Annotated in this window: 25 protein-coding genes and 1 tRNA gene; 11 read left to right on the top strand and 15 right to left on the bottom strand. The window is 70.8% G+C overall.

Features of this window, described 5'->3' with window-relative positions:
* Window positions 1-32 precede the first annotated feature (32 nt).
* Complete coding sequence (locus tag H284_RS0116680; RefSeq protein ID WP_502685490.1) at window positions 33-446, bottom strand: DUF3054 domain-containing protein; 414 nt, start codon at window positions 444-446, stop codon at window positions 33-35.
* A 174-nt stretch (window positions 447-620) separates the two neighbouring features.
* Here H284_RS0116680 and H284_RS0116675 point away from each other — a divergent pair, with 174 nt between their 5' ends.
* Window positions 621-3,497 (top strand): aminotransferase, encoded by a 2,877-nt coding sequence (locus H284_RS0116675; RefSeq protein WP_020077123.1) that lies wholly within the window; start codon window positions 621-623, stop codon window positions 3,495-3,497.
* Here H284_RS0116675 and H284_RS0116670 read toward each other — a convergent pair.
* Window positions 3,436-4,371 (bottom strand): LysR family transcriptional regulator ArgP, encoded by a 936-nt coding sequence (locus tag H284_RS0116670; RefSeq protein ID WP_020077122.1) that lies wholly within the window; start codon window positions 4,369-4,371, stop codon window positions 3,436-3,438. The genes H284_RS0116675 and H284_RS0116670 overlap by 62 nt on opposite strands.
* Before the next feature lie 71 nt (window positions 4,372-4,442).
* Here H284_RS0116670 and H284_RS0116665 point away from each other — a divergent pair, with 71 nt between their 5' ends.
* On the top strand, window positions 4,443-5,042 hold the full coding sequence (locus tag H284_RS0116665) for a LysE/ArgO family amino acid transporter (RefSeq protein WP_020077121.1): 600 nt from the start codon (window positions 4,443-4,445) through the stop codon (window positions 5,040-5,042).
* A gap of 18 nt (window positions 5,043-5,060) precedes the next feature.
* Here the strand turns inward: H284_RS0116665 and H284_RS0116660 are convergent, their stop codons facing one another.
* The 6 genes from H284_RS0116660 to galU form a co-directional block, all read right to left on the bottom strand.
* Window positions 5,061-5,642: a TetR/AcrR family transcriptional regulator gene (locus tag H284_RS0116660; protein ID WP_020077120.1), complete on the bottom strand. Its 582-nt coding sequence runs from the start codon at window positions 5,640-5,642 to the stop codon at window positions 5,061-5,063.
* Between the two features lie 2 nt (window positions 5,643-5,644).
* Window positions 5,645-6,193 carry a hypothetical protein gene (locus tag H284_RS0116655; protein ID WP_020077119.1) on the bottom strand — a complete coding sequence of 183 codons (549 nt, stop codon included), beginning with the start codon at window positions 6,191-6,193 and terminating at the stop codon, window positions 5,645-5,647.
* A 106-nt stretch (window positions 6,194-6,299) separates the two neighbouring features.
* Window positions 6,300-6,375, bottom strand: a tRNA-Ala gene (locus H284_RS0116650).
* A 58-nt stretch (window positions 6,376-6,433) separates the two neighbouring features.
* Window positions 6,434-7,555: a hypothetical protein gene (locus H284_RS0116645; RefSeq protein ID WP_020077118.1), complete on the bottom strand. Its 1,122-nt coding sequence runs from the start codon at window positions 7,553-7,555 to the stop codon at window positions 6,434-6,436.
* Between the two features lie 128 nt (window positions 7,556-7,683).
* On the bottom strand, window positions 7,684-8,346 hold the full coding sequence (locus H284_RS0116640) for a GNAT family N-acetyltransferase (RefSeq protein WP_018191696.1): 663 nt from the start codon (window positions 8,344-8,346) through the stop codon (window positions 7,684-7,686).
* A 23-nt stretch (window positions 8,347-8,369) separates the two neighbouring features.
* Window positions 8,370-9,347, bottom strand: coding sequence for a UTP--glucose-1-phosphate uridylyltransferase GalU (gene galU, locus H284_RS0116635; RefSeq protein WP_029042986.1), 978 nt, complete (start codon window positions 9,345-9,347; stop codon window positions 8,370-8,372).
* A gap of 59 nt (window positions 9,348-9,406) precedes the next feature.
* Between galU and H284_RS0116630 the strand changes: the two genes are divergently transcribed.
* From H284_RS0116630 to mscL, 3 genes are read left to right on the top strand one after another with little or no spacing between them, the layout of a single operon-like run.
* Window positions 9,407-9,991 carry a 5-formyltetrahydrofolate cyclo-ligase gene (locus tag H284_RS0116630; protein WP_018191698.1) on the top strand — a complete coding sequence of 195 codons (585 nt, stop codon included), beginning with the start codon at window positions 9,407-9,409 and terminating at the stop codon, window positions 9,989-9,991.
* Window positions 9,992-10,026: 35 nt separating this feature from the next.
* Window positions 10,027-10,353, top strand: coding sequence for an FmdB family zinc ribbon protein (locus H284_RS0116625; protein WP_020665335.1), 327 nt, complete (start codon window positions 10,027-10,029; stop codon window positions 10,351-10,353).
* Between the two features lie 17 nt (window positions 10,354-10,370).
* The gene (gene mscL, locus H284_RS0116620; protein ID WP_020077115.1) at window positions 10,371-10,808 is read left to right on the top strand and encodes a large-conductance mechanosensitive channel protein MscL; all 438 of its coding nucleotides are present in this window, start codon (window positions 10,371-10,373) and stop codon (window positions 10,806-10,808) included.
* A 236-nt stretch (window positions 10,809-11,044) separates the two neighbouring features.
* Here the strand turns inward: mscL and H284_RS20950 are convergent, their stop codons facing one another.
* The 5 genes from H284_RS20950 to H284_RS0116600 all read right to left on the bottom strand — a co-directional run bounded on the left by H284_RS20950 (window position 11,045) and on the right by H284_RS0116600 (window position 17,707).
* Window positions 11,045-11,236: a hypothetical protein gene (locus tag H284_RS20950; RefSeq protein ID WP_020077114.1), complete on the bottom strand. Its 192-nt coding sequence runs from the start codon at window positions 11,234-11,236 to the stop codon at window positions 11,045-11,047.
* A gap of 26 nt (window positions 11,237-11,262) precedes the next feature.
* Window positions 11,263-15,021, bottom strand: coding sequence for an ATP-binding protein (locus H284_RS0116615; RefSeq protein ID WP_020077113.1), 3,759 nt, complete (start codon window positions 15,019-15,021; stop codon window positions 11,263-11,265).
* A gap of 160 nt (window positions 15,022-15,181) precedes the next feature.
* On the bottom strand, window positions 15,182-15,697 hold the full coding sequence (locus H284_RS0116610; protein WP_231371265.1) for a hypothetical protein: 516 nt from the start codon (window positions 15,695-15,697) through the stop codon (window positions 15,182-15,184).
* Between the two features lie 31 nt (window positions 15,698-15,728).
* Window positions 15,729-17,021, bottom strand: coding sequence for an MFS transporter (locus H284_RS0116605; protein ID WP_020077111.1), 1,293 nt, complete (start codon window positions 17,019-17,021; stop codon window positions 15,729-15,731).
* Window positions 17,018-17,707, bottom strand: a complete 690-nt coding sequence (locus H284_RS0116600) for an ArsR/SmtB family transcription factor (protein WP_020077110.1) — start codon at window positions 17,705-17,707, stop codon at window positions 17,018-17,020. The genes H284_RS0116605 and H284_RS0116600 overlap by 4 nt, the downstream gene beginning before the upstream one ends.
* Before the next feature lie 75 nt (window positions 17,708-17,782).
* Here H284_RS0116600 and H284_RS0116595 point away from each other — a divergent pair, with 75 nt between their 5' ends.
* The gene (locus H284_RS0116595) at window positions 17,783-19,228 is read left to right on the top strand and encodes an MDR family MFS transporter (RefSeq protein ID WP_020077109.1); all 1,446 of its coding nucleotides are present in this window, start codon (window positions 17,783-17,785) and stop codon (window positions 19,226-19,228) included.
* A gap of 76 nt (window positions 19,229-19,304) precedes the next feature.
* Here the strand turns inward: H284_RS0116595 and H284_RS0116590 are convergent, their stop codons facing one another.
* Entirely contained in the window at window positions 19,305-19,946 is a 642-nt protein-coding gene (locus tag H284_RS0116590) for a class I SAM-dependent methyltransferase (protein WP_018191707.1), read from the bottom strand.
* Between the two features lie 194 nt (window positions 19,947-20,140).
* Here H284_RS0116590 and H284_RS0116585 point away from each other — a divergent pair, with 194 nt between their 5' ends.
* Both H284_RS0116585 and H284_RS0116580 read left to right on the top strand, forming a co-directional pair.
* The gene (locus H284_RS0116585; protein WP_020077108.1) at window positions 20,141-20,974 is read left to right on the top strand and encodes a DsbA family protein; all 834 of its coding nucleotides are present in this window, start codon (window positions 20,141-20,143) and stop codon (window positions 20,972-20,974) included.
* A gap of 138 nt (window positions 20,975-21,112) precedes the next feature.
* Complete coding sequence (locus tag H284_RS0116580) at window positions 21,113-21,436, top strand: hypothetical protein (protein ID WP_018191709.1); 324 nt, start codon at window positions 21,113-21,115, stop codon at window positions 21,434-21,436.
* Here the strand turns inward: H284_RS0116580 and H284_RS0116575 are convergent.
* A complete protein-coding gene (locus H284_RS0116575) occupies window positions 21,433-22,020 on the bottom strand; it encodes a TetR/AcrR family transcriptional regulator (protein ID WP_020077107.1) in 588 nt (195 codons plus the stop codon). The two genes, H284_RS0116580 and H284_RS0116575, sit on opposite strands and share 4 nt — an antisense overlap.
* 132 nt (window positions 22,021-22,152) lie before the next feature.
* Between H284_RS0116575 and H284_RS0116570 the strand changes: the two genes are divergently transcribed.
* Genes H284_RS0116570 through H284_RS0116560 form a run of 3 tightly spaced genes read left to right on the top strand, consistent with a single transcriptional unit; the run spans window position 22,153 to window position 23,995 of the window.
* Window positions 22,153-22,749, top strand: a complete 597-nt coding sequence (locus H284_RS0116570) for a DUF6230 family protein (RefSeq protein ID WP_020077106.1) — start codon at window positions 22,153-22,155, stop codon at window positions 22,747-22,749.
* Complete coding sequence (locus H284_RS0116565) at window positions 22,740-23,282, top strand: DUF6114 domain-containing protein (protein ID WP_020077105.1); 543 nt, start codon at window positions 22,740-22,742, stop codon at window positions 23,280-23,282. The genes H284_RS0116570 and H284_RS0116565 overlap by 10 nt, the downstream gene beginning before the upstream one ends.
* Window positions 23,279-23,995 (top strand): hypothetical protein, encoded by a 717-nt coding sequence (locus tag H284_RS0116560; protein ID WP_020077104.1) that lies wholly within the window; start codon window positions 23,279-23,281, stop codon window positions 23,993-23,995. The genes H284_RS0116565 and H284_RS0116560 overlap by 4 nt, the downstream gene beginning before the upstream one ends.
* The last annotated feature ends 12 nt before the right edge of the window (window positions 23,996-24,007 follow it).

Below are 24,007 nucleotides of genomic sequence, written 5' to 3'. Positions count from 1 at the left end.
GGCGCGCTGAAAACGCGCGCCGAGAAGAGGCTCTAGCGCACCGCGCGGTCGACAGCGACCTGCTGCGCGGCCGCAAGGGTCCGGCGCCGGCGCGCGAACGGCAGGGCGATCAGGCGCCAGCCGACAAGGAACACGCCGAGCACGACGGCAGCCACGGCGATGAACGACGGCTGGACGCCCTGGCCCGCGGATGTGCGGATGAGCATCCCCACAGCGACCGTCATCAGCCAGACGGGGATGCCCGGCCAGATGATCGCGAGCGGGCGGTACCAGGCCCACGTCACCAGCCAGCCGACGACCAGGCCGACGAGGAACGGCCAGAGGGTGTCGAGGATCCCGAGGACGGAGTTCGCCTCTCCGTGGCTGCGGCGCCCGATGAGCACGAAGAGGGTCACGAGGGCCACGTCGATGACGAATGCCGCGAGCGCGGTCCTCCAGGATTTCACGGGCACCAGGCTACGCGGACACCCCCGAGCGTTCGCTGGACGGGAGCCGAATTGATACCGGTGGTTATCCACAATCGGCAGCCTGTCCACAACCTCGGTCCACGGTCGACATAGCGTCCATACCCCCTCAATAGACTGGCGTCAGATCCGCCCCGCCCGAGCCCTGGAGCCCCGTTGCCGAACTTCGACTTCCTCACCCAGCCCGCTCTCCCGCGCCCGGATGTCACGGCCGACGACGCGGCGGCGATCGCGGCGGCGCACTTCGGCCTCGACGGCCGCATCACCGAGCTCGGCAGCAACCAGGATCGCAACTTCCGCATCGACACCGGCACCGACCGGTACGTGCTGAAGCTCGCCAACCCCGTGTTCTCCGCCGACGAACTGCGGGCTCAGAACGCGGCTCTCCGCGCGCTCGCGGGGTCGGGCATCCGCATCCCGGAGATCCTCGAGACCACCGGCGGCGACGAACTGATCGAGGTCGACGTCCGGGGCACGACCCTGCTCGCCCGCGCGCTGCGCTACCTGGACGGCGACCCGCTCACCGACGTCGGCCGTCCGACGCACGAACAGCTGCGCACTCTCGGCACCCTCGCCGGCCGCGTCGCCGCCGGGCTCTCGGCGCTCCGTCACCCCGGTCTCGACCGGACGACGCAATGGGATGCCCGCGTCAGCGGCGAGGTCGTCGACCTGCTGATCGAGCACGTCGCCCAGCCGGCGAAGCGCTCCGTCGTGCGGGAGGCGACCGACGCCGCCCTCGCCCGGCTGCAGGCGGTGCGCGACCGGCTGCGCGTCCAGGCGGTCCACGGCGACGTGACCGACGACAACATCGTGCTCGGCGACGACGGACCCGGCGTGATCGACTTCGGTGACGTATCCGACGGCTGGCTCGTGGCCGAACTGGCCGCAACCGTCACGAGCGCCCTGCACCACCTTCCGGACGAGCCGCTCGCCGTACTGGACGTGATCGAGGCGTTCCACGCCGAGTCGCCGCTCGACGACGCCGACCTCGCCGCGCTGTGGCCGCTGGTCGTCCTCCGCGGCGCCGTGCTCGTGGTCAGCGGCGAACAGCAGGTCGCGCTGGAGGCCAACAACGTCTACGCCGCCGAGAACCGTGCGCACGAGTGGGTCGCGTTCGACGTGGCCCGACGACTGGATGCGGCAGAGTTGGAGACGCTGATCCGCGCCCGGCTTGCCCGGTCCGCCGTCACCGGGGCGCCGACCGGACTCGGCCGCCTGGTCGCGCTCACCACCACTCCCGAGAACCTCGCCGACCTCTCCGTCACCGCCCGCGACCTCGATGCGGGAGCCTGGCTGGCGGTGGATGCCGAGGACGCGGTCCTCGCCCGCGTGTGCCGCGAGCACGGGCACGCCGTCACCCGGTACGGCGAAGCGCGGCTGACCCGCGCCCGGACCGACCGCGCACTTCCCTCCGCGACTGTCGCCCTCGCCGTGACACTGGATGCGCCCACCGGCGTCGAGGTGACCGCCCCGTTCGCGGGCGAGCTGGCGCTCGTCGGAGGCTCCTGGCTGCTGCGCGGTGACGATGCCGACCTGTGGCTGGACGGACTCACCCGTCCGCTCACGACCGCGACGGTTACGGCCGGCGCGCCGATCGGCACGGCCATCCGCCTCACGGCGCAGCTCAGCACGCTTCGCGGCCACCGCCCGCCGTCACTCGTTACGCCGACGCTCCCGTTCTCGTTCTGGACGGCCGTCTCCCCCGATCCGTCGGCGCTGTTCGGCGTCGATCTCACGGTGTCGGAGCCCGATCCGGAGGCGTCCCTGGCTCGACGGGACGCGACCTTCGCGCTGGTTCAGGAGCACTACTTCGCGCATCCACCGCTGATCGAACGCGGCTGGCGGCACCACCTCGTCGACACACAGGCCCAGAGCTACATCGACATGGTCAACAACGTCACGCAGATCGGCCACGGGCACCCGCGGCTGGTCGACGCGGTGCGGGACCAGTGGGCGCGGCTGAACACGAACTCGCGGTTCCACTACGACGAGCTGTCCCGCTTCACCGAGCGCCTGGCGGAGATCGCGCCCGAGGGGCTCGATACCGTCTTCCTGGTGAACAGCGGCAGCGAGGCGGTCGACCTCGCGCTCCGCCTGGCCCAGATCCACACCGGCCGCCGGACGATCCTGGCGGTGACCGAGGCCTACCACGGCTGGACCATCGGCTCCGACGGCGTCTCGTCGTCCCTCGGCGACAACCCGCGCGCCCTGGAGACCCGGCCCGATTGGGTGAAGCTCGTCGCCGCGCCCAACTCGCTGCGCGGGCGCCACCGCGGGTCCGACTCCGCGGCCGCCTACCTGGCTGACCTCGACGCCGACCTCGCGGAGCTGGAGGCGACCGGCACCGAGGTCGCGGGCTACATCGCCGAGCCGGTGTTCGGAAATGCGGGCGGCCTCATGCTCCCCGACGGCTACCTGGCCGGGGTCTACGAGCGCATCCGCTCGCGCGGCGGCGTCTGCATCGCCGACGAGGTCCAGGTCGGCTACGGCCGGCTCGGACACTACTTCTGGGGCTCCGAGCAGCAGGGGGTCGTGCCGGACGTCATCACGATCGCGAAGGCGATGGGCAACGGGCAGCCGCTCGGAGCCGTCATCACCCGGCGCGAGATCGCGGAGTCCTTCGCGGCCGAGGGCAGCTTCTTCTCCTCCGCCGGCGGCAGCCCCGTCTCGTCGGTGGTCGGCCTCACCGTGCTCGACGTCATGCGCGACGAGGGCCTCCAGCAGAACGCCGCAACGGTCGGCGACCACCTCGCCGCGCGTCTGCGTGAACTGGGCGAGCGGCATACGCTCGTCGGCGCCGTCCACGGCATGGGCCTGTACCTCGGCATGGAGCTTGTCCTCGACCGCGAGACGCTGCAGCCCGCGACCGCGGAGGCGGCGCTGGTGTGCGACCGCATGCTGGCGGAGGGCTGCATCGTCCAGCCGACAGGCGACTACAAGAACGTGCTCAAGATCAAGCCGCCGCTCTGCATCACGCGCGAGAGCGCCGATCGCTTCGCGGACGCGCTCGACCTCGTGCTGGCGACCCTGTAGGCCGGAGGACGCGTCGCGCCTCCTCTCCGATCGCGGCAGCGACGGCGTCGAGCGCGGCCGACCGCAGCGACCACTGGTGCCAGTACAGCGGAACCTCGGCCGTCCGCTCGTCGTCGAGCACGACCAGGGCGCCCGAGGCGACGAGCGCATCCGCCTGCAGATCGGGCAGCATCCCCCAGCCCAGCCCGTGCACCGCCGCTTCGACGAACTGGGTGGACGCCGGGATGTAGTGGCGCGGCGGTCGGGCACCGGGCGCGAACGCGTCGAGGTAGCGGTCCTGCAGGGCGTCCTTGCGGTCGAACACCAGCATCGGCGCGACGGCGGCCGCCTCCGGACTCCAGCCGTCCGCGCACCAGCGCGCGACGAAGGAGGGACTCGCCGCGGCGCGGTAGACCATCGAGCCGAGCGGCCGGGACGTGCACCCCTGCACAGGCTCCGGATCGGACCCGATCGCCGCCAGCGCCGTCCCGTCGCGCAGGCGGTCGAGGGTGTGCTCCTGGTCGTCGATGGCCAGCTCGTACGCGACACCGTCGAGCCGGGCGAGCGCGGGGAGGACCCAGGTGGCGAGGGAGTCGGCGTTGACCACGAGCGGGAGCGGCGTGGCGGTCGCCTCGTCGTCATCGCCCGCCAGCTCGGCCGCGGCCTCCGCCTCCAGCAGGGTCAGCTGGCGGGCCAGGCGAAGCAGAACGCTGCCCGCCTCGGTCGGCGCGACCGGCTTGCTGCGCCGGACGAGCACCCGCCCGCTCTGCTCCTCGAGCGCCTTGACGCGCTGGCTGACCGCCGAGGGGGTGATGTGGAGCGCAGCGGCGGCCGCCTCGAAGGTCCCGCCGTCCACCACGGCGGCGAGGGTCCGCAGGTGCTCCACGTTCGCCATATGAAGGGATGCTAATCCATCATCACGAACCTGAGCTGTACTTAGCCCACGCACAGCCCTAGCGTCGAGGAGTGCTCGCAACGTTCTTCACCGGCCTCGGCTCGGCCGCATCCCTCATCGTCGCCATCGGCGCGCAGAACGCCTTCGTCCTCCGCCAGGGGCTGCGCCGCGAGCACGTCCTCCCCATCGTCCTCATCTGCGTGATCAGCGACGCGCTCCTCATCGCGGCGGGCGTGGCGGGCATCGGGGTTCTCGTGAAGAACGCCCCCATCGCACTGGAGATCGTCAGCTGGGCCGGCTTCGCCTTCCTCCTCGGCTACGCCGTCTTCGCCGCGCGCCGGGCGCTCAAGCCGGAGTCGCTGACCGCCTCCGGCGCCGTGGCCGGATCCCTCGCCGCGGCCGTCGGCACCTGCCTCGCGATCACGTGGCTCAACCCGCACGTCTATCTCGACACCGTGCTGCTGCTCGGCTCGCTCTCGGCCTCGCACGGCGACCCGGGCCGCTGGATCTTCGGCGCGGGCGCCGCGACCGCCAGCCTGCTCTGGTTCGGTCTGCTCGGCTTCGGCGCGCGGTTCGCCGCTCCCGTGTTCGCGAAGCCGATCGCCTGGCGCATCCTGGACGGCGGGATCGCGGTGCTCATGGTCGCGCTCGCGATCCTGCTGGTCGTCTAGCCCGGCAGGCCGCGCATCTCAGCGGAGCCCATCCAGGTGTGCCGCCAACACGCCGACAGCCTGCCTGCGCTCCTCCGGTCCGTCCTCCCAGAGCAGGTGGAGAGCGACGCCGTCGACCAGCGCGTGCAGCCGGTCCGCCTCAGCCGGCGCATCTGCTCCCGCCCGAAGCTCCCCCGCCCGTTCGAGTTCCGCGATCAGGCGGACGCACAATTCGCGGATGGCGGCGTTGAACTCGAGCAGGACCGGTCGGAGCTGCCCGCTGCTGAGCGCCAGCGCGCCGAGCTGCAGGTGTGCGGTCAGCTCGATCCGCCGCTCCTCATCGAGGGGCAGCAGTTCCTCCAGGACGGCGAGCACGGCCATCCTGCCGTCGCCGCGAACCCGTTCGATGCGACGTGTCGCGTTCTGCCGGATGTGCTCGAGGCAGAAGCGGCGCAGCGCATCCTGCTCGGGGAAGGCCCGTCGGAGGGATGCGGTGGCGATGCCCGCTTCGGCCGCCACGTTGCGCACCGACAGCCCCGCCAGGCCGTCGCGCGCCAGCACGCGCAGAGCCGCCTCGGCGATCTCGCGGTCGCGCTCCTCGTGGTCGATCAGCCGGGGCATCGTCAGCTGCCCGACGCGGCCGGCTGCGTGGTCTTCTTGGGCCAGATCGTGTAGCTGACCGCCCACAGCACATCGATGCCGAGGATCACCCCGAGGAGGGGGAAGAACCCGACCAGCTCCGCGGTGCGCTCGGGGGCGCCGACCACGAGGATCAGGGCGCCGAGGATCGCCGCGGCGACGGCGCATGCGAGCAGCGTTCGCGCGGCATCCTTCCAGCAGGCGACCGTGTACGCCCGCCCCGTCGGCTTCGGACGCGGCTCGGCACCACGGAAGCGCTGCGCGAACTTCGCGTCGGCCCAGGAGATCATCCGGTGCCCATAGGCGACCGAGATGCCGATGTAGAGGGCGGCGAGGCCGTGATGCCAGGATGCCGTGGCTCCTCCGATCAGGTCGGCGGCGACCAGCACCAGCAGCACGACATCGATGAGAGGCGCGGCGATGAGAAGCGCGGCGCCCACGCGGGGCTTCCCCGCCGGATAACGGGCGATCAGGCCGGCGACGATGGCCACCCAGAACCCGATCTCGCATGCCACGATCGCCAGCAGAATCATCTCGCCCCCGCATCCCTCTGTGTTAGCACGACTGTACCAACAAACAAGGATGGGAGTGAACGCAGGCAAACAAAAAGGCCGCCCGACTGGGCGGCCTTTCCGGTTCTGGTGGAGCTAAGGAGATTCGAACTCCTGACCTCTTCGATGCGAACGAAGCGCGCTACCAACTGCGCCATAGCCCCGGGGAACTGCTTAGAAACAATAGCACCCCTCGCGGGTCCCGTCGAAATCGAGCACGGCTCAACTGGCCGCTCGGCGACGACGCAGGACGGCGTCCAGGTCCATGCTTCCGGTGTCCGCCTCGTCGAGGATCCCCATGCTCGCATAGCGGCTCGTGACGGTCGCCGCAGCGGGCGCAGAAGCCACCACGGAGGCCGCCACCGGGGCCACTGCGGACGCGACAGCGGACGGGGCCGTCGACTCCGCGACCGGCCGCTCCACGGCCCGCAGCGGGACGGGCGCGGCCACCGGCGCGGGCGGTGCGACCTCGGCCGCCTTCCGCTCGAACTCGGCACGGGCAGCCGCGCGGCGCAGCTCCGCGGCGGCATCCACCGACGCCATCGCGGCGGCCGCGACGGTTCCGGGTGACAGGTGCAGCGGCTTCGGGAGCGGGCGCGGCGTCCAGCTCTGACGCAGGCGCTCCTGCACCGGGACGTCGTCGTGCTGAGCGTCGTCGTAGAGCTCCGGCGCGACGACGGACGTGCGCACCAGGGGCTGCGCGACCCCGGTGGCGCGCTCCGGGCGCGCGAGGCGGCCGAGCATCCATCCGGACAGCGCGACCGCACCGACCGAAGCGGCGGCGAGCAGCCACGCTCCGGTCTCGAAGAGCAGAACCGTGCCGGAGACGAGCCCGATCAGTCCGGCGACGAGCACGAGGGTCGAGAGCCCGCGCGCCCGGCGGAGACGGCGGCGGCGCTGCGGCGACAGGGCAGGCCGAGAAGTGGATGTGGCGAGCACACGAGCGCGCTGCGCGGCGGCCGCGCGGGCGGCACGCTCCAGGGCGATCGCCTCCGCGGCGGCCCGCTCCGCCTCCTCTGCCGCGCGGCGGCGCTCCTCCGCGAGCGCCTGCTCGCGGCGCGCGTGGGCGGCGGCCTCCGCACGGGCGGCGGCGAGGGTCTTCTGCTCCGACCTGCGGAGGATGCGCTGCTGCTCGGCGACGGTCCTTGCTGTGGCCTCGAGGCGCACCTCGTCGGGAAGTTCGCTGGTCTCGGCGAGGATGCGCAGCGTCTGCTGCAGCCGCACGGCGTTCCGCTCCGTGGCGAGGTACTCGCGGCGGCGCAACCACACCGGGACCAGATAGGCGAGCCACAAAGCGGCCGCGAGCGCGACGACGACCCCACCGCCCATCACATCCCCGTTCATGTCCTCTACGGTAGGGGCGGCGACGGCCGTGCCTCGGTCACCCGCGGGGGTGTGTCACCCGATCCAGCGCGCTTTCAGCACATTTCCACCGGAAGCACACGGCTGAACGGCCCGGGATGAGAACCGGCTCAGTAATGCCGGGCGATCGGCAGCGGGATGGCCGCCGCCGCGCGGTCCTCCGCCGGAATGATCGCGGCGTCCTCCGGGACGTTGTGGTCGAGCCAGCGACGCAGCACGCCCTGGGTCAGCTCCTCGGACACCAGCGCGAAGCAGAAGTGGTCGCGCCAGTCGCCGTTGATGTGGATGTAGCGGCGCCGCAGCCCCTCGTAGCGGAAACCGAGCTTCTCGACCACGCGCAGGCTCGGGCCGTTCTCGGGCCGGATGCAGATCTCCATCCGGTGCAGCCCCAGCTGGTAGAAGCAGTAGTCGGTCGCCAGCGCCACCGCGGTCGGGGTGATGTTGCGGCCGGCGAACTCCTCGGCGATCCAGTAGCCGATCGTCGCGCTCGACAACGAGCCGTACGCGATCGACGAGACGTTCAGCTGCCCGGCGAGGCGCCCGTCCCACTCGACGATGAACGGCAGGCCGTGCCCGGCGCGCGCGTTCGCCAGCAGGGACCGGATGCTCGCCCGGGTGTCGAACGACCCGGGCGCGTACGGGCTCGTCGCCTCCCACTGCCGCAGCCAGCTGCGGTTGTCGAGCAGCGAACGCTCCAACGGCCGCGCATCGCGCAGGCGGATGGGACGCAACCCCACGCGACCCTCGGTGAGGGTGGGGACGACGAGCGCCAACGGAGTCCTCCTTCGGCCGGCCGTCAGCGGGACCGGTCGGAGAGCGTCTGGATGGGCCCGGTCGGGTCGACGGGCATCTCCTCGACGAACTCGACGGGCTCGTCCGCGAGCTCCGCGGCGAACTCGCGGAGCCACGGGCGCAGCTCGGGACCGAGGTCCTCACGGTCGACGGCGAGCCGGACGATCGCCTTGATGTAGTCGAGGCGGTCGCCGGTGTCGTAACGGCGGCCGCGGAAGACGACGCCATAGACGCCGCCGGTCCAGTCGGGCGCCTCCGCCATGGACTGCAGCGCGTCGGTCAGCTGGATCTCTCCGCCGCGACCCGGCTCGGTGCGCTCCAGGACGTCGAAGACCTCCGGGCGCAGCACGTAGCGGCCGATGACGGCGTAGTTCGAGGGGGCGTGCTCCTTGTCCGGCTTCTCGACGAGGCCGGTGATGCGGACCACGTCCTCCTCGTCGGTCTTCTCGACGGCGGCGGCGCCGTAGAGGTGGATGGAGTCGGGGTCGACCTCGAGGAGGGCGACGACGCTGGCGTGGCGCTGCGACTGAACGGTCAGCATCCGGCTCAGGAGGTCGTCGCGCGCGTCGATGATGTCGTCACCGAGCAGCACGGCGAACGGCTCGCGGCCGACGTGCATCTTGGCCCGCAGGACGGCGTGGCCGAGGCCCTTCGGGTCGCCCTGGCGCACGTAGTGCATGTCGGCGAGGGCGGTGGAGTAGTTGACCTTCTCGAGCCGGTCGGTGTCGCCCTTCTTGGTGAGGGTCTCCTCCAGTTCGGCGTTGCGGTCGAAGTGGTTCTCGAGGGCGTTCTTGTTGCGGCCGGTGACCATCAGGACGTCGTGCAGGCCCGCATCCACGGCCTCCTCGACGACGTACTGGATGGCGGGCTTGTCCACGACCGGCAGCATCTCCTTGGGCATCGCTTTCGTCGCCGGGAGGAAGCGGGTTCCGAGGCCGGCTGCGGGGATCACTGCTTTCGTAACGCGGTCGTGATTTGCCATGCCGCCTACAGTATCCGCATTTCGGCGGTGCACAGGATGGCATCTCCTAGGATTGCCGTATGGACTCGGACACTGCCGCTCATCGCAAGCGCGCCCTGCGTGCGGAGCTCCGCGAGCGCCGGCAGAACCTCACGACGACCGAGCGTCAGACCGCGACGGCGGGCCTGACCCGCAACCTCGTCGACCTCGCGACCGACCTCTCCGCCCGCTCCGTGGCGGCGTACCTCTCCACTCCGGTGGAGCCGGACACGCGCCCCTTCCTCAACTGGGCACACACGCAGGGCCTGCGCGTCCTGCTGCCGATCTCGCGCGAGGACGGCCTGCTCGACTGGACCACAGGCGACGGAGAGACCGAGACCGAGGGCCTGTTCGGCCTGCCCGAAGCGGTCGGCGAGCTGCTCGGGCCGATCGCGATCAACGACGTCGACCTCATCCTGGTGCCGGCGGCCGCGGTCGACGCGACCGGGATGCGGATGGGCTGGGGTCGCGGATACTTCGACAAGACGCTGGGCAGCATGGAAAAATGTCCCCCGGTGTACGCCGTCCTGTTCGACGGCGAACTGGTGGACGAGGTGCCGCGCGAGCGTCACGACCAGCCGGTGGACGGCGCGGTCACGCCGACCCGCATCGTCCAGTTCACCTGACCCCCGACCCCGACAGCGAGCGCAGCGGAAGAAGAATGCCGACCTACTCCTACTCGTGCCGCGACTGCGGCCACGCCTTCGACATCCAGCAGGCCTTCACCGACGACGCCCTCACGGTGTGCCCGAACTGCGGCGGATCGCTCCGCAAGGTGTTCGGGACCGTCGGCGTGACGTTCAACGGCTCCGGGTTCTACCGGACCGACTCGCGCGGCGGGGCGAAGAAGGCGGACTCGTCGTCCGGTTCGTCGTCGTCGGGCTCGTCGTCGTCCGGTTCGTCCTCGTCCGGCTCCTCCGGCTCCACCTCGTCCAGCTCCTCCACCTCCTCGACCCCGTCGACTCCGTCGTCGGGCTCCGCCGCGTAGAAGGGTTCGTTCCGGTCATGCTCAAAGGGTTCAAGGAGTTCATCCTCCGCGGAAATGTGATCGACCTGGCGGTCGCGGTCGTCATCGGCGCCGCGTTCACGGGCGTCGTCACCGCCATCGTGAACAACCTGATCAATCCACTCATCAGCGCGTTCTTCAAGGCCAGCGATCTGGACAACGCGATGATCGTGACCCTCAACAACTCGGACATCAAGTTCGGGGCGGTCCTCGGTGCGGTGATCAACTTCCTCATCGTCGCCGTGGTCGTCTACTTCGTCTTCGTCTACCCGCTGAACCAGGTCAAGAAGCGCGCAGAGCGCCTGCGCAAGAAGGGCGTCGTCGAGCCGGAGGCTCCCATCACGGAGCTCGACCTCCTCACCGAGATCCGCGACCTGCTGCAGGCGCAGCAGTCACCGCCGCAGCCGTCGGGCAAGCACGCCGACCCCCTCACCTAATCCCTCCCTCTTCGTCCCCCGGAGACTTCATCGCTGAAGTGCACGTTGTTGCGGTCGACACGCCGCGCGACCCCACAACAACGTGCACTTCGAGGAATTCGAACGCTCGCGGCCGCGCCGTCCCCCGGAGCCGTCATCCGCTGAGGTGCACCTTGTTGCGGGTGACACGCCGCGCAGGTGCGCAACGACGTGCACCTCGGCGAGAAGAGGAGGGGACGCGGGCGGGCTGCGGCGGGCTACCAGTGCGGGGGGACGTCGCGGCGCAGTTGCTCGTCGTTCGACGACCAACTGGGGGCGTCGTCGGAGTCGGGGGCGGCCGGCGCGGGCGGGGTGCCCTCCCGCGGGTCGACGCGCGGCGCGGGGTCGGTTCCGGGCGCGCCGGGGCGCTGCACGCGGCGGTGCCGCCGCTTTCCGGGTGTCTCGCTCATCCCGTCCAGCCTAGAACGGACGCGCCCTACGCGAGCGGCGGCAGCGTGATCGGCGCCGTCTCGGCATCCGGCTCCGACTTGCCGATGAGCTTGGCGATGCGGCCGGCGACGGCGTCCGGGTCGGCGAACAGCTCGAAGCTGTGCACGCGCAGGTAGTGCCAGCCGAGGCGACGCAGCACGTCCGGACGGAGGCGCAGCGACTCGCGGAGGCTTCCCTTCGACACGTCCTGGTCGGTCTCGACCGCGACCGCGCGGCCGCCGTGCGAGGCGACGAGGGTCAGCTTGCCGCGGTAACCGAGGTGCACGTCGAGGCCGCGACGGGCGAGGCGCTTGGCGAGGTCGAGCACCATCGGGTCGGCGTCCGGGCTCAGGTACTCCGGAGCGGCGGCCTGGATCTGGTCCGCCTCCCCCAGCACCTGGGCCAGCGCAGCGATGCCGTGACGCATCCGCGTCTCGTCGATGTCCTCCGGCCGGAAGCAGGAGACGATGTCCATCCCGCGGCGGCCACGGGTCATGCCGACCGCGAGCAGGCGGTCGCCGCCCGGCTCGGCGAGGGCGCCGAAGTTCGACAGCAGTCGCCCGTGCGGGGTGCGGCCGTAACCGATGGAGAAGATGACGCGGTCGCGGCTCTGCCCGACCGACTGGTCGAGGGTGACGACGGTGAACGGCTCCGCCCGGTCGCCGAGGATGAAGTCGGCCAGCTCCGAGCGCTTGGCGAACGCCGCCAGCACCGCCTGGTTGACGCGCACGGCGTGCCGCTCGCTCGCGGTGATGACCATGAGGGACTCGCGCGGACGCTCGGTCGCATGCGCGAGCACCAGCTCGACGACCTTCGCGACCTCGGCGTCGGTCGACTCGACGGCTCCCGTGTCGGTGTCCGGCATGCCCTGACCGCCGCTGACGTAGTGCAGCGACAGGCTGCCGTGGCCCAGGTAGGTTCCGGCCCAGGGCATCGAGTCGATCATCCCGCCGTAGAAGCGGCGGTTGACCAGCTCGGCGAGGTCTTCGCCGCCGGCGCGGTAACTGCGGCTGAGCGTGTAGACCGGGAGCAGCTCGGAGAGACGCGCGAGCGCGGAGTCGGCGTGGAGCGCATCCACGTCGACGTCTTCGACGGTCGTGCCGTACTCGTGCACGCCGATGTCGAAGCGCGACGGCGTCTGCGTCACCGGGTCGCCGAACGCGACGACCTGCTTCGCGCGGCGGATGACGGGGACGTTCTCGGCGAGGCTCGACGCGCCCGCATCCACCAGCAGCACGGCGTCGAAGCCGACCTCGCGGCCGATCGACGGGACCTCGTAGGGCGAGATCAGCCAGACCGGCGCGAGCGGGCGCGCGAGGTGCGGCGCCGCCTCGTTCAGCGTGGTCGCCGTCGGCGTCGTGCTCTTCAGTAGGCGCTTCAGCGCTGCGGCCTCGTCCGGCCAGTCGACGATGCCGATCTTCCAGGTCTCGGCGAGCATCCACGCCAGCTGTTTGCCGGTCGCAGAGGCGTGCGCCTCGTCCACCAGCCGGAAGTCGGCCTCGAGCCGATCGAGAACCCCGGTGTTGGCGTTGAGCAGGGCGCGGTCGGAGGCGAGCAGCGACTCCAGCACCGACTGCCACCACGCGAGCTCCAGCTCGGCGCTCACCTGCGTCTCCGGAACGTGACGGATGGACAGGTCGGAGATCAGCGGGTCGAGCTCCTGCTCCCGCAGCTGGGTGAGCAGCGCGGTGCGCTCCTGCAGGTTGGCGAGCACCTCGGACTCGGCGGCGAGCCCGGCGATCTGGCGGGTCAGCTCCTCCACCGGCAGCGCGGCGAGCGACTGCGGCGTCCCGGTGCGGCGGAGCGGGATGTCGAGGCGCGCCAGGTCTTCCGCCACGCGCTGGTAGGCGACCTGCACGTCCGCGATCCCGACAGGGACCTCGGGCACGACGCCGGCGACGGCGAACCGGTTCCAGAGGATGCGCTGCTGCTGGATGCGCCGCAGGCTCTCGTTGAGGTCGGTGACGTGCACGCCGGGCCGGACGTACTCCAGGGCGTGCTTGCGCAGGCGGCGGCGGTTGGCGCTGGACATCGACGGCGACTCGCGACGGGATGCGGTGGCCGCGATCAGCTCGGTCAGCGAACGGTCGTAGACGGAGGGGGTGAACTTGTCGAGCGTCTCGCGGATGTCGAGCAGGAGCCGCAGGTAGACGCCGAGCTCGGCGATCGAGGCGAACGGGCGCATCCGCGTCTGGCCGATGAGGGCCTGGGCGCGGTCGATGAGGCGCGGCAGCTCGGCGCGGTTGAGCTTCTTGGCCAGCTCGTGCGCGGCCTTCCCCTCTTCCGTCGTCGTGAAGGAGGCGCCGTACCAGGGAGAGTCGTTGGGTCCGTACCGGAACTCGCCGAGGCGGGCGGCGCGGATCAGCGCGTCCGCCGACGCGGCACGGTCGCGGGCGAGCCCCTCGATCGCCCGGCGGCCGAGACGGGCCGTCGTCGAGGGCGGGGCAGGAAGAAGGGAGAGGCGCGACAGCTCGCGCAGCGCATCCAGGACGGACACGCGCAGGACGGGGTCGCGGCGGGTCAGCGCGGCGCGGTAGTCGACGAGCACCTTGCGGAGCCGCACCAAGGCCTCGTCGACGTCGGTGACCTTCGGCTGGGTGGCCTTCTCGTTGCGGGCGATCGACTGGATGAGGTCGCGGCGGAGCGTGCGCGGCGTCACCGCGAGACCGGGCAGACCGGCCTTCGTCAGCCGCTGAGCGATATCGTCGAGGCTCGACCGCCGCGGGCTCACCACGAGCACCCGCTTGTGCTGGCCCACCAGGGCGCCGATCGCGTTGACGATCGTCTGGGTGCCGCCGGTGCCGGGCAGCGTCTTGACGACGAGCGAATTGCCCGCGGCGATCTGCGCGACCACGTTCTCCTGCGCCTCATCGGCGTCGAGCAGGAGGGTGTCGGTCGCAGGCGGACGCTCGTCCTGGCGGATGGGCTCCACCGGGTTGAAGGCGCTCTCGACCGTCGTGCGCGCGGTCGGGTTGCCGGCCAGCGCATCCAGCAGGACGGTGTCGAGGTCGCGGGCCTCTTCGCTCAGCGCCGGGGCGACATCGGCGAACGACGAGGCGACCAGCCGCGGCTGGACGTTGAACCACGGCAGGTGCGAGGTCAGGCCGCGCAGACGGTCGATCACCGGCTGCGGCTTGAACACGCCGTTGCTGACGGCGAGCGCGACGAAGGCGTCCGCATCCAGCGTGATCTGGAACTGCTCGTTGAGGGCGCGCGCGAGCTCGGGGTTGAGGAAGGTGTGGCCCTTCAGCTTCAGCTCGAAGTCGCGGCCGTAACGGCGGATGGCGAGCGGGCGCAGCAGGATCGGCGCCATGTACTCCTCGGAGCCGTGCCGCCACTGCGCCAGGCCGATCGCCAGGTGCACCGACTCGATGCCGCGCACGGAGCGCAGCTCGATGCCCTTCGCGGTGATCGCGTTCGCGGCCGCGCGCGCGGTGCGGAGCGCCAGCTCGTCGCGGATGAGGCTGGAGAGCAGCGTGCTCTGCCCGGTGATGAACTGCGGCAGGCCGCCGGGATGCGTCGTGCTCAGCTCGATGCGCGTTCGCGGGCTGTCCTCGAAGTGGAGCAGCGGGGAGACCCCGCCGACCGCCGCGATCTCGTCGCGCCAGCGCTTCCACACCGGGTCGGCGATGTTGCCGGCGACCAGGGCCGGGTCGCCCAGACTGAGCGCGTGCGGAGCCGTCGTCGTGCGCGGGTTCAGGGCGTCATCGTCTGGGATGCCCGACGTCGCGTCGTCATCCTCGGTCTTCCTGTCCAGTCGCCACACACCGACACCCTACGTTCACATCCCCGGAAACAGCGGGAACCCGGGCGGGTTTCGCGCCAATATCATGTGCCGGAATACCGGTGCCGGCCTCCAGGAGCACCCGGCGCGTCGTGACGCGCGACCGGCGAGCGCGACCGACGAGTGCGATCGACGGGCGCGATCAGGGCGCCGGGGTGAGCGTGCCGTACGGCGGGAGCGCACCCGTCACGACCGGCACCTGCAGGCCGACCGAGTCTCCCCCGCTCGTGACCGTCACGGTCGTGAGCGAACCGGGAGCCGAATTCAGGTCGCTCACCAGGCTCTCATCGTCCGGCGGGTCGCCGAGCTGCTGGGTGTCGCGCGGGTCGAGGGACACGGTGATGCTCTTCCCGCCGCTCGGCGCGATCTCGACCTGCTGGGTGTCGTTCCCCTGGTTCACCAGCGTGACGACCAGGTTCGCCGTCGCGCCGTCGTCGCTGGTGACCAGCACGGCGTTGCCGACGAACACGTCCCCGACGGTGGCGCTCGATCCGACGCTGGCCTCCTCGATGTCGAGTGTGTCCTGCGGCGCGAACAGGTCGCACGCGGTCAGTCCCCCGGTCAGGGCCGCGGCGAGCGCCACGGCGCCGACGGTGCGGCGGAACAGCGGGATGCGCGAGAGGGTGCGGTACGACATCATCCACCTCCGGGGGACCACTGTGGCAGCACCCTAGCGTCCGCGCGGGCCGTTACGTAAGACGGGTCCTCTCGGCAGCCACACCGCTTCCGGCGAGCCCGCGCCTGTCCCGCAACGCCACGACTCCGATCAGTCCGCAGAGCAGGTAGAGCGACGCCTGCACGTCGAGCACCGGGACGATGTCGCCCGAGTCGGCGAGGAGGCCGCCGATGAGCAGCCCGACCGCCTGTGCCGCGCCGTCGAGGGTCGTGACCGCGGCGATCACCCGCCCGAGGGCGCGCGCGGGGACGGTCGTCTGGACGAGCGTGATCTCGCCGGTCGCCGTCGTCACCCCGGGGATGCCCATCGCGATGAACAGCCCGGCGTAGACCCACAGCGCCGTGGTGAACGGAGCGAGGTTCCAGGTGACGAGCGACAGCGTCCCGAACACCAGGTAGCCGACGCCGATCATCCAGCGCGGCGCCAGCCGTCGCGCCAGGGCGCCGGTCACCAGGCCGCCGAGCACCCCGCCGATCGCCTGGACGCCGCGGATGATGCCAGCGCCGGTGTCGCCCGCTCCGAGATTCTGAGTCACATAGACGAGGAACAGCACGAGGAAGAGGCCCTGCGCGACGCCGGCGAGCGCGGCGATGCCCGCGAGCGTGCGCAGGGTAGCGGACCGCGCGATCAGCGCCAGTCCCTCCACCCACTCATGCAGGATGCGCCGCTCGGCGACCGTCGCAGGCTCGCCGTCCGCTGCCCGTGCGGCATCGGCCTTCCGCCGCTGCGCGCGCACGAACAGCACGAGCCCCGCGGTGATGAGGTACGACGCCGCATCCGCGATCACGACACCCGGCAGCCCCCACAGCGCGAACGAGAGGCCGCCGAGCGGGGAGCCGATGAGCCGGGCGAGGCTGTCGCTCACGGCGATCAGGGCGTTGCCACGAGCCAGCTGGTCGGCGCCGACCAGCTGCGGGATCATCGCCTGCCGCGCGGGGTTGATGATCGCGCCGAGCACCGCCTCGACGGCGGCGACCGCGTAGACGATGCCCATCCGGTCGGCGCTCGCCGCGAGGAGTGGAAGCAGGAGCAGTCCCTGCAACAGGGCGACGATGATGATCGTGCGGCGGTGATCCCAGCGGTCGACGAGCACGCCGAGGAAGCTGCCGACGAGGAGCATCGGGACCAGCTCGACCAGGAAGACGGTGGATGCGCCGAGCGCCGACCCGGTCGCCGACAGGGCGAACAGCGGCAGCGCGATCATGAGCAGCCAGTCGCCGGTGTCGGAGACCAGCCCCGCCGTCCAGACGAGGGCGAAGTCGCGGCGGAGCAATGGCGAACGCTCGCGGGTCGCTGTGGCGGTCACGACGCGCCTCCCTCGGAGTCCGTGTCGTCCTGCTGGTCCGACGTGCCCGCCGCCCGCGCCGCCGCGATCGCATCCGGATGCCGGAAGGCGTTCAGGTGCAGGGCGACGACATCGCTGCCCTCCGGCGCATCCACTCGCGTGAGGGCGATGTAGGGGCGGATGAGCGCATCCAGCCCCTGCATCAGCTCGCGCAGCTCGCCCGGCGTCAGTTTCAGGGCGTACCCCGTCAGCAGGCTCGCCTCGCGCCACTCGATCGGCTGCTCGTCGCGCTGAGCGATGGCGCGGTGGACGAGCGCCGCCTCGTCGTCGACCTGACGGTCGGCGAGCGCGCGCTCGACGGTGTCGGCACCGATCGCGAACTCGGGGTCCTCGGTGCGGCCGAAGGTCAGTCCGGTGGAGGACGACCGGTAGGGACGCTCGCGGCCGTCTTCCGCATCCACCGGCTCGACCAGCCCGACCTTGGCGAGTGCACGGAGGTGGTAGCTGCAGTTGGATGCCGTGGAGCCTACGACGGCGGCGCACTCGCTGGCGGTACGCGGCCCGAACGACATCAGGTGGTCGAGCAGCGCCAGACGCAGGGGATGCGCGAGCGCGCGCAGCGCCCGCGGGTCGGTGACCGTCGTGCGCCGTTCAGGACGCGCGCGGTCGGCGTCCGCGCCATCGTCCGACCCAGTTATGAAAGACATGTTTCAGATTGTGCCGCCTACGCTCTTTCACGTCAAGCAGGGAATGCGACCGGCTCCCCCGCGTTGTTGACCTCTATGAACGAACCCACCCGAGCGAGCGTCGGATTCCGGTCCGAACGCGGCCCCATCCTGATCGCCCTCATGCTGACGACCGGGCTCGTGGCCATCGACTCGACGATCCTCGCGACGGCGGTGCCCTCGATCGTCCAGGACCTCGGTGGGTTCGCGCAGTTCCCGTGGCTGTTCTCCGTCTACCTGCTCGCGCAGGCGGTGTCCGTGCCCGTCTATGCGAAGCTGTCCGACACCGTCGGCCGCAAGCCCATCGTGCTCATCGGCATCGCGCTCTTCCTCCTTGGCTCGGTGCTCTGCGGGTTCGCGTGGAGCATGCCCGCCCTGATCGCATTCCGCGCCCTCCAGGGGCTGGGCGCCGGCGCCATCCAGCCGATGTCCATGACGATCGCGGGTGACATCTACACCGTCGCCGAGCGCGCCAAGACGCAGGGCTACCTGGCGAGCGTGTGGGCCATCTCGTCCGTCGTCGGGCCGACGCTCGGCGGCGTGTTCTCGCAGTTCCTGTCGTGGCGCTGGATCTTCTTCGTCAACATCCCGCTGTGCATCCTGGCCGCATGGATGCTCATCCGCAGCTTCCACGAGAGCATCGAGCCGCGGAAGCACCGCATCGACTACGCGGGAGCCGCACTGCTCACCGGCGGGATGACGTTGATCATCCTCGCGGTGCTCGAGGGCGGACAGGCGTGGGCGTGGGACTCGGTGTGGAGCATCGGCTCGTTCGCGCTGGGCGGCGTCCTGCTGGTCGCGTTCGTCCTCGTCGAGCGGCGAGCCGCAGAGCCCGTGCTTCCGCTCTGGGTGTTCTCGCGGAGGCTGCTCGTCACCACGACCCTGATCTCGCTCGGTGTCGGCGCAATCCTCATCGGACTCACGTCGTACGTGCCCACCTACCTCGAGGGCACCATCGGCGTCGCCCCCATCGTGTCCGGTCTCGCCGTGGCCGCCCTGACCCTCGGCTGGCCGATCGCGGCCAGCCTCTCCGGCCGCTTCTACCTGCGCATCGGGTTCCGCAACACGGCACTGCTCGGGATGAGCATCGCCATCGTCGGCGCGATCTCGCTCGCGCTCACCTCGCTGACCCCGTCCGTCCTGCTCGTCGCGGTCAGCTGCTTCATCGTCGGCCTCGGGATGGGTCTGATCGCCACCCCGACGCTGATCGCCGCCCAGTCGAGCGTCGCGTGGAACGAGCGCGGCGTGGTGACCGGGAGCAACATGTTCGCGCGCTCCATCGGCAGCGCGGTCGGCGTGGCCGTGTTCGGTGCCATCGCCAACGCGATCATCGGGGCGTCCGCCGGCGGCGCGCACGCCGCGGCGACCATCCAGCAGGCCTCGACCGCCGTCTTCGTCGCGGTGGCGATCGCCGCCGTGCTGACGATCGTCGCGGGCCTCGCGATGCCGCGCTCACGCGTGGAGGACGTAGAGCTCGGTCGCGCGCCGGCCGCATCGAGTTGACGCAACACGCCGTGCGCGCACTCGCCCGCACGGCGTGTTGCGTCAACTAGACCGGTCGCGGGGTGGGGGTGGGGGGTCAGCCCGGCAGGCGGGTGAGCACGACGAACTCGTTGTAGGTGAACGCCTTTCCCGCGAAGCGCGGCAGCGGGAACGAGTACTCCCGCTCGACTGTGAGGCCCAGACGGTCGGCGAGGCGGTGGAGGCCGTCGAAGTCGGTGAACGCGACATGGGTGGCGTCGCTCGCATAGCCGCGCTCCTGCGGCGTGATGAAGAGGACGTGGCCGCCCGGTTTCACGTACGGCAGGTATGTCTGCACCAGCTCGACCGCGAAGTCCGGGTCGACGTGCTCCACGACGTGGGCGAGCAACAGCGAGTCGAACGCACCGGGCACCGCGTACTCGGTGGAGGGGAACTCGTCGCTCGTGAACGAGGTCAGCCCGCGCGCCCGCGCGATCGCCACGGACTCCGCATTGTGGTCGACGCCGACGCCGTTGTTGCCGAGGTGCGCAAGGTTGCGGCCGAGGCCGCTCCCCACATCCAGCACCCGTCCGAGGTGCAGCCGGCGGATGTTCCAGCGGTACGGCGCCTGCACGTTCAGCGTTCGACGCCACCAGCTCGTGTCCAAGCGACGAAGGCGCTCCGCGTAGTCGGCGCCCGCGGTGTCGCGGCCCTCGTTCGGCTCCGCGCCGGTTCCGTGCCCTTCGGAATCCGACGGCATCAGCTGGCTCGGTCTGTCGACTGCATGCGTCCACGGTAGAGCACCCGGTACAGCGCCTTCAAAGCAAAGTCCCCCTACGATCATGTGAGAACTGTCCACTGTTCGATGGGATGAGCTGAATGGCAACTGGCAGAGGGACGACTGGTCCTACCAAACGCGACCGCCGCGAGGAGGCGCGCGAAACCGCCAGGAGGATGCGCGAAGAGGCCGCCAAGAAGGCCAAACGGCGCAAGATCATCGTTCAGGGATCGGTCATCGCCGGCGTCATCGCCGTGCTCGCCATCATCGGCGTCGTCATCTTCACCACGGTGGGAACCGGGGGCGCCGGAGCCGCGAACCCGAAGAACATGGCCAGCGGCGGCATCCTGCTCGAGTCGTCGAGCAAGGCCGTGACCACGCCGGCGATCCCGTCGGGCGGCCAGCCGACGCCGAACAAGATGGAGCTCGACGGCAAGACCGCGCACATCCAGATCTGGCTCGACTACCAGTGCCCCTACTGCGACCAGTTCGAGACCACGAACGACGACCAGATCAAGCAGTGGATGGCGGACGGCTCGGCGACGGTCGAGATCCACCCCGTCGCGATCCTCGACAGCGTCCAGAACAAGAACTACTCGACGCGCGCCGGCGCTGCCGCATCGTGCGTCGCCAACTCGCAGCCGAACAAGTTCTGGGACGTCAACTCCGCGCTCTTCGCGAAGCAGCCGGACGAGCAGACCGGCACCGGGCTCACGAACGCCGAGATCCTCAGCATCTTCAAGGATGCGGGCGTCAGCTCCAAGGCCGTCACCGACTGCGTGAACAACCAGACGTACGCCGACTTCGTGACCGCGATGACGAAGGACGCGACGACCAACTCGCAGCTGAAGAACCCGACGACCGGCGGTTTCGGAACCCCGACCGTCTTCGTCAACGGCGAGCGCTACCAGGGCGGGTTCACCGACGCCTCGCAGTTCGCCGCGTTCACGCAGGCAGCCGTAAAGGACGCCGGCTCGGGCAAGACCATCACCTTCCCCACCGCCAAATAACGCCCTCCCACTCGCCCCACCCACCGTCGAGTCCGCACAAATTGCACACCGCTCAGGCGTGTCGCGTGCAAAGTTTGTGGACTCGACGGTGGGTGTAGCGTCGGGGGCGAAAGGGTGGAGAGCGGAAGGGACGAGGCGATGGATCGGATTCCGGAAGACGGCGTCGAGGGCGTCGAGGTCGGCGAGACGGATGCGGGCGAGACGCCCGGCTGGGCCGATCCGGCCGACGGCGACGTCGACTACGCGCTCAATGACCCCGAAGCCGAGGCCGACTTCGCGGACGAGCTCGTCACGAACGACGCGGTCGCCGGCGAGACGATCTGGCCGGGACCGGGCGACGGCAACGACGGCCCCACCGGCGGTCAGGCGCGCGAGGCCGAGCCGGTCTACGACGAGCACGGCGACGAGCCGGAGGATGACGGCGTGCTGACCGAAGAGGACGTCGAGGAAGAGGGCATCTAGCCCAGCGCATCCACCACTCCGCGGGCACTTCGCTCGAGGAAGCCGACGATCTCCTCCGACGGCAGGTCGGTGCCGATCGCGCTCTCGACGAGCGTCTCCTCGGCGAACGCGATCCACGATCGCAGCGCGATGCGCAGCAGCACGGTGTCCGGCACGCCCAGTTCGAGGAACACCGCGATCACGCGATCCGCCTGCTCCCCGCGTGCCTCCTCGACGACCTGGCGCACCTCTGTATCTCCGGAGGCGACGCCGCGCACCAGCGAGTAGAACGTCCCGCTGTGCTCGCGCACGAAGGCGACGATGCGCTCCAGCGTGTCGTGGAGGCGGTCCAGCGGCGCGAGGCCGGCGACCGGTTCCGTGGCGTGCAGCATGCTGTCGCGGGCCGTCCGCACGACCTCTCGATGGAGCCCCTGCTTGGACCCGAAGTAGTGGAACAGCAGCCCGCGCGAGACGCGCGCGCGCGCCGACAGCTCCTCGATGGAGAGCTGGTCCAGCGGGTTGTCGGCGAGGAACGCCACCCCGAGCGCGACGAGCTGCCCCCGACGCTCGTCCGGCGTGAGCCTTGTGCGCCGGTCGGTGTCCATGCTTCGAGACTATCGGCCGCCTCCCGAACGCTGAGGTGCCGGATCACCTATTGACAGCCTGTCAATAACGTCTAAGCTCGCATCTGGACCTGACTGCGCCGACGCTGTCAAGCCCCCCGAACAGGAGGATCGATGAAGTTCCGAAAGCTCGCCGGGTCGCATGCCGGACGGATCGTGCTCGCCGCCGTCCCCGTCGCCCTCGTCTCCACCGTGCTGATGACCGGCGTCGCCCAGGGCGCCGTCCCCGTCTCGTTCGCCGTCTCCGGCAGCCAGTTCCAGATCAGCGCCACCAAGCTCGACGGCACCGGATTCTCGCAGTACGCCGGCGTCGCGCCCGACACCGCGGGCAAGGAGCACCAGGTCGCCATCGCGAACATCAAGTCCGCCACCCTCTCCGACCTCTGCCAGGCCGTCGTCACCGACACCCCGCTCGGCAAGGTCGGGATGCTGATCACCGCGGGCGGCGGCGGGAACCCGGCCTCGGCCTCCGACCTGCAGATCGGCATGACCGACCTCAAGGGCGACTCCGAGTTCCACAACATCCGCATCGGCGTCGACGCCTCCACCGTGAACACCACGGCCAAGGGCTCTGCAGGCGACTTCGCGCAGGATGCGGACACGGTCACGATCACGAACCTCCAGCAGACCGCCTGGAGCACCCAAGCCTCCGTCTTCACCCTCAGCGGCATGCACGTCGAGCTGACCGACGGCTCGAAGGGATGCTTCTGATCGTGGCCCGCGCGCACGCGAACGGCCCGATCGCGGCCGGCGAGGAGACGACCGCGCCGAGCGCCCGCGCGCGCTTCCGCGCGTGGCGCCGCCGCCGCCCCTTCGTCGGCGGTCTGCTGACCGCGATCGGCGGCGTCGAGATGTTCTTCTCGGGGCAGCTCGACATCGGCAAGATCCACGTGCAGCTCGGCATCGAGGGACTGCAGGCGACGATCATCCCGATCCTGCTGGTGCTGCTGGGCATCCTGGTGATCGCGATGCCCGCGCACCGCATCTTCTACGGCGTCATCGCGCTGGCGGTCGCCGTCTACTCGCTGGTCGGCGTCAACCTCGGCGGGTTCTTCATCGGGATGCTGCTGAGCAGCATCGGCGGCATCCTGACGGTGGCATGGATGCCGAAGAAGGCCGAGGGGGATGCGGCGGGCGCCGACGGGGACGACGACGCGCTTTCCGCCTCTTCGGCCGCTGAATCGCCGGCCGAATCGCCGGCCGCATCGCCGACCGCTTCATCCACCGAAGGCACGATCGCATGAGGCGGGGCCGCTCCGGCATCGTCGCGGGTGCCCTGGTCGCGTGCATCGCCGCCGCCCTCGCGGGCCTCGGCGCCGCACGCGTGCCGACCGCGGCTCCCGCCGCGCTGTGCATCCCGATCATCCTGCCGTGCAGTTCGCCGACGCCGACCCCGACACCCACGCCGACCGGCACCGGCATCCCGGGCGTCCCCACGCTGCCGATCCCGGGTGCGCCGGGCGCGCCGACCGCGCCCGGCTCCCCCACCCCGACGCCGACGACTCCAGCAGCCCCGGCCGCCCCCGCCGGCCCGGACGCGACCGCTCCAGTCTTCACCCAGCCGCCCGCGCAGCTCGGCAGCAGCTCGCTGTCGTTCTCCGGGCTCAAGGGCATCAGCGTCGTCACCGTCCCGCTCGCCGATGGCAGCCGCGTCCCGGTGCTCAAGGTCTCGGCCGACAGCATCACCATCGACGGCTTCAGTCTGACCGTCCGCAAGGAGACCGGCCCCAAGCTCGCGACCACCGCCGACCAGATGGCGTTGCGCGGCAACGTGCAGGTCTACCTCGACTCGGTGACCGCGACCGGCCCCGACGGAAAGACCCTGACCCTCGGTGCGGCCACGCCTCCCCCGGCGGACGGCCTGCCTCCCCAGCTGCTGCGCGTCACACTCGGGCTCGTCGGGGTGACGGCGGACAGCATCCACTTCACCAATCCGCACCAGCACCTGACGGAGTAGCGGCCCCGTCGC

The sequence above is a fragment of the Cryocola sp. 340MFSha3.1 genome, from assembly GCF_000383315.1.
Taxonomy (GTDB): domain Bacteria; phylum Actinomycetota; class Actinomycetes; order Actinomycetales; family Microbacteriaceae; genus Leifsonia.
This window is presented reverse-complemented; position numbering and strand designations above follow the sequence as displayed.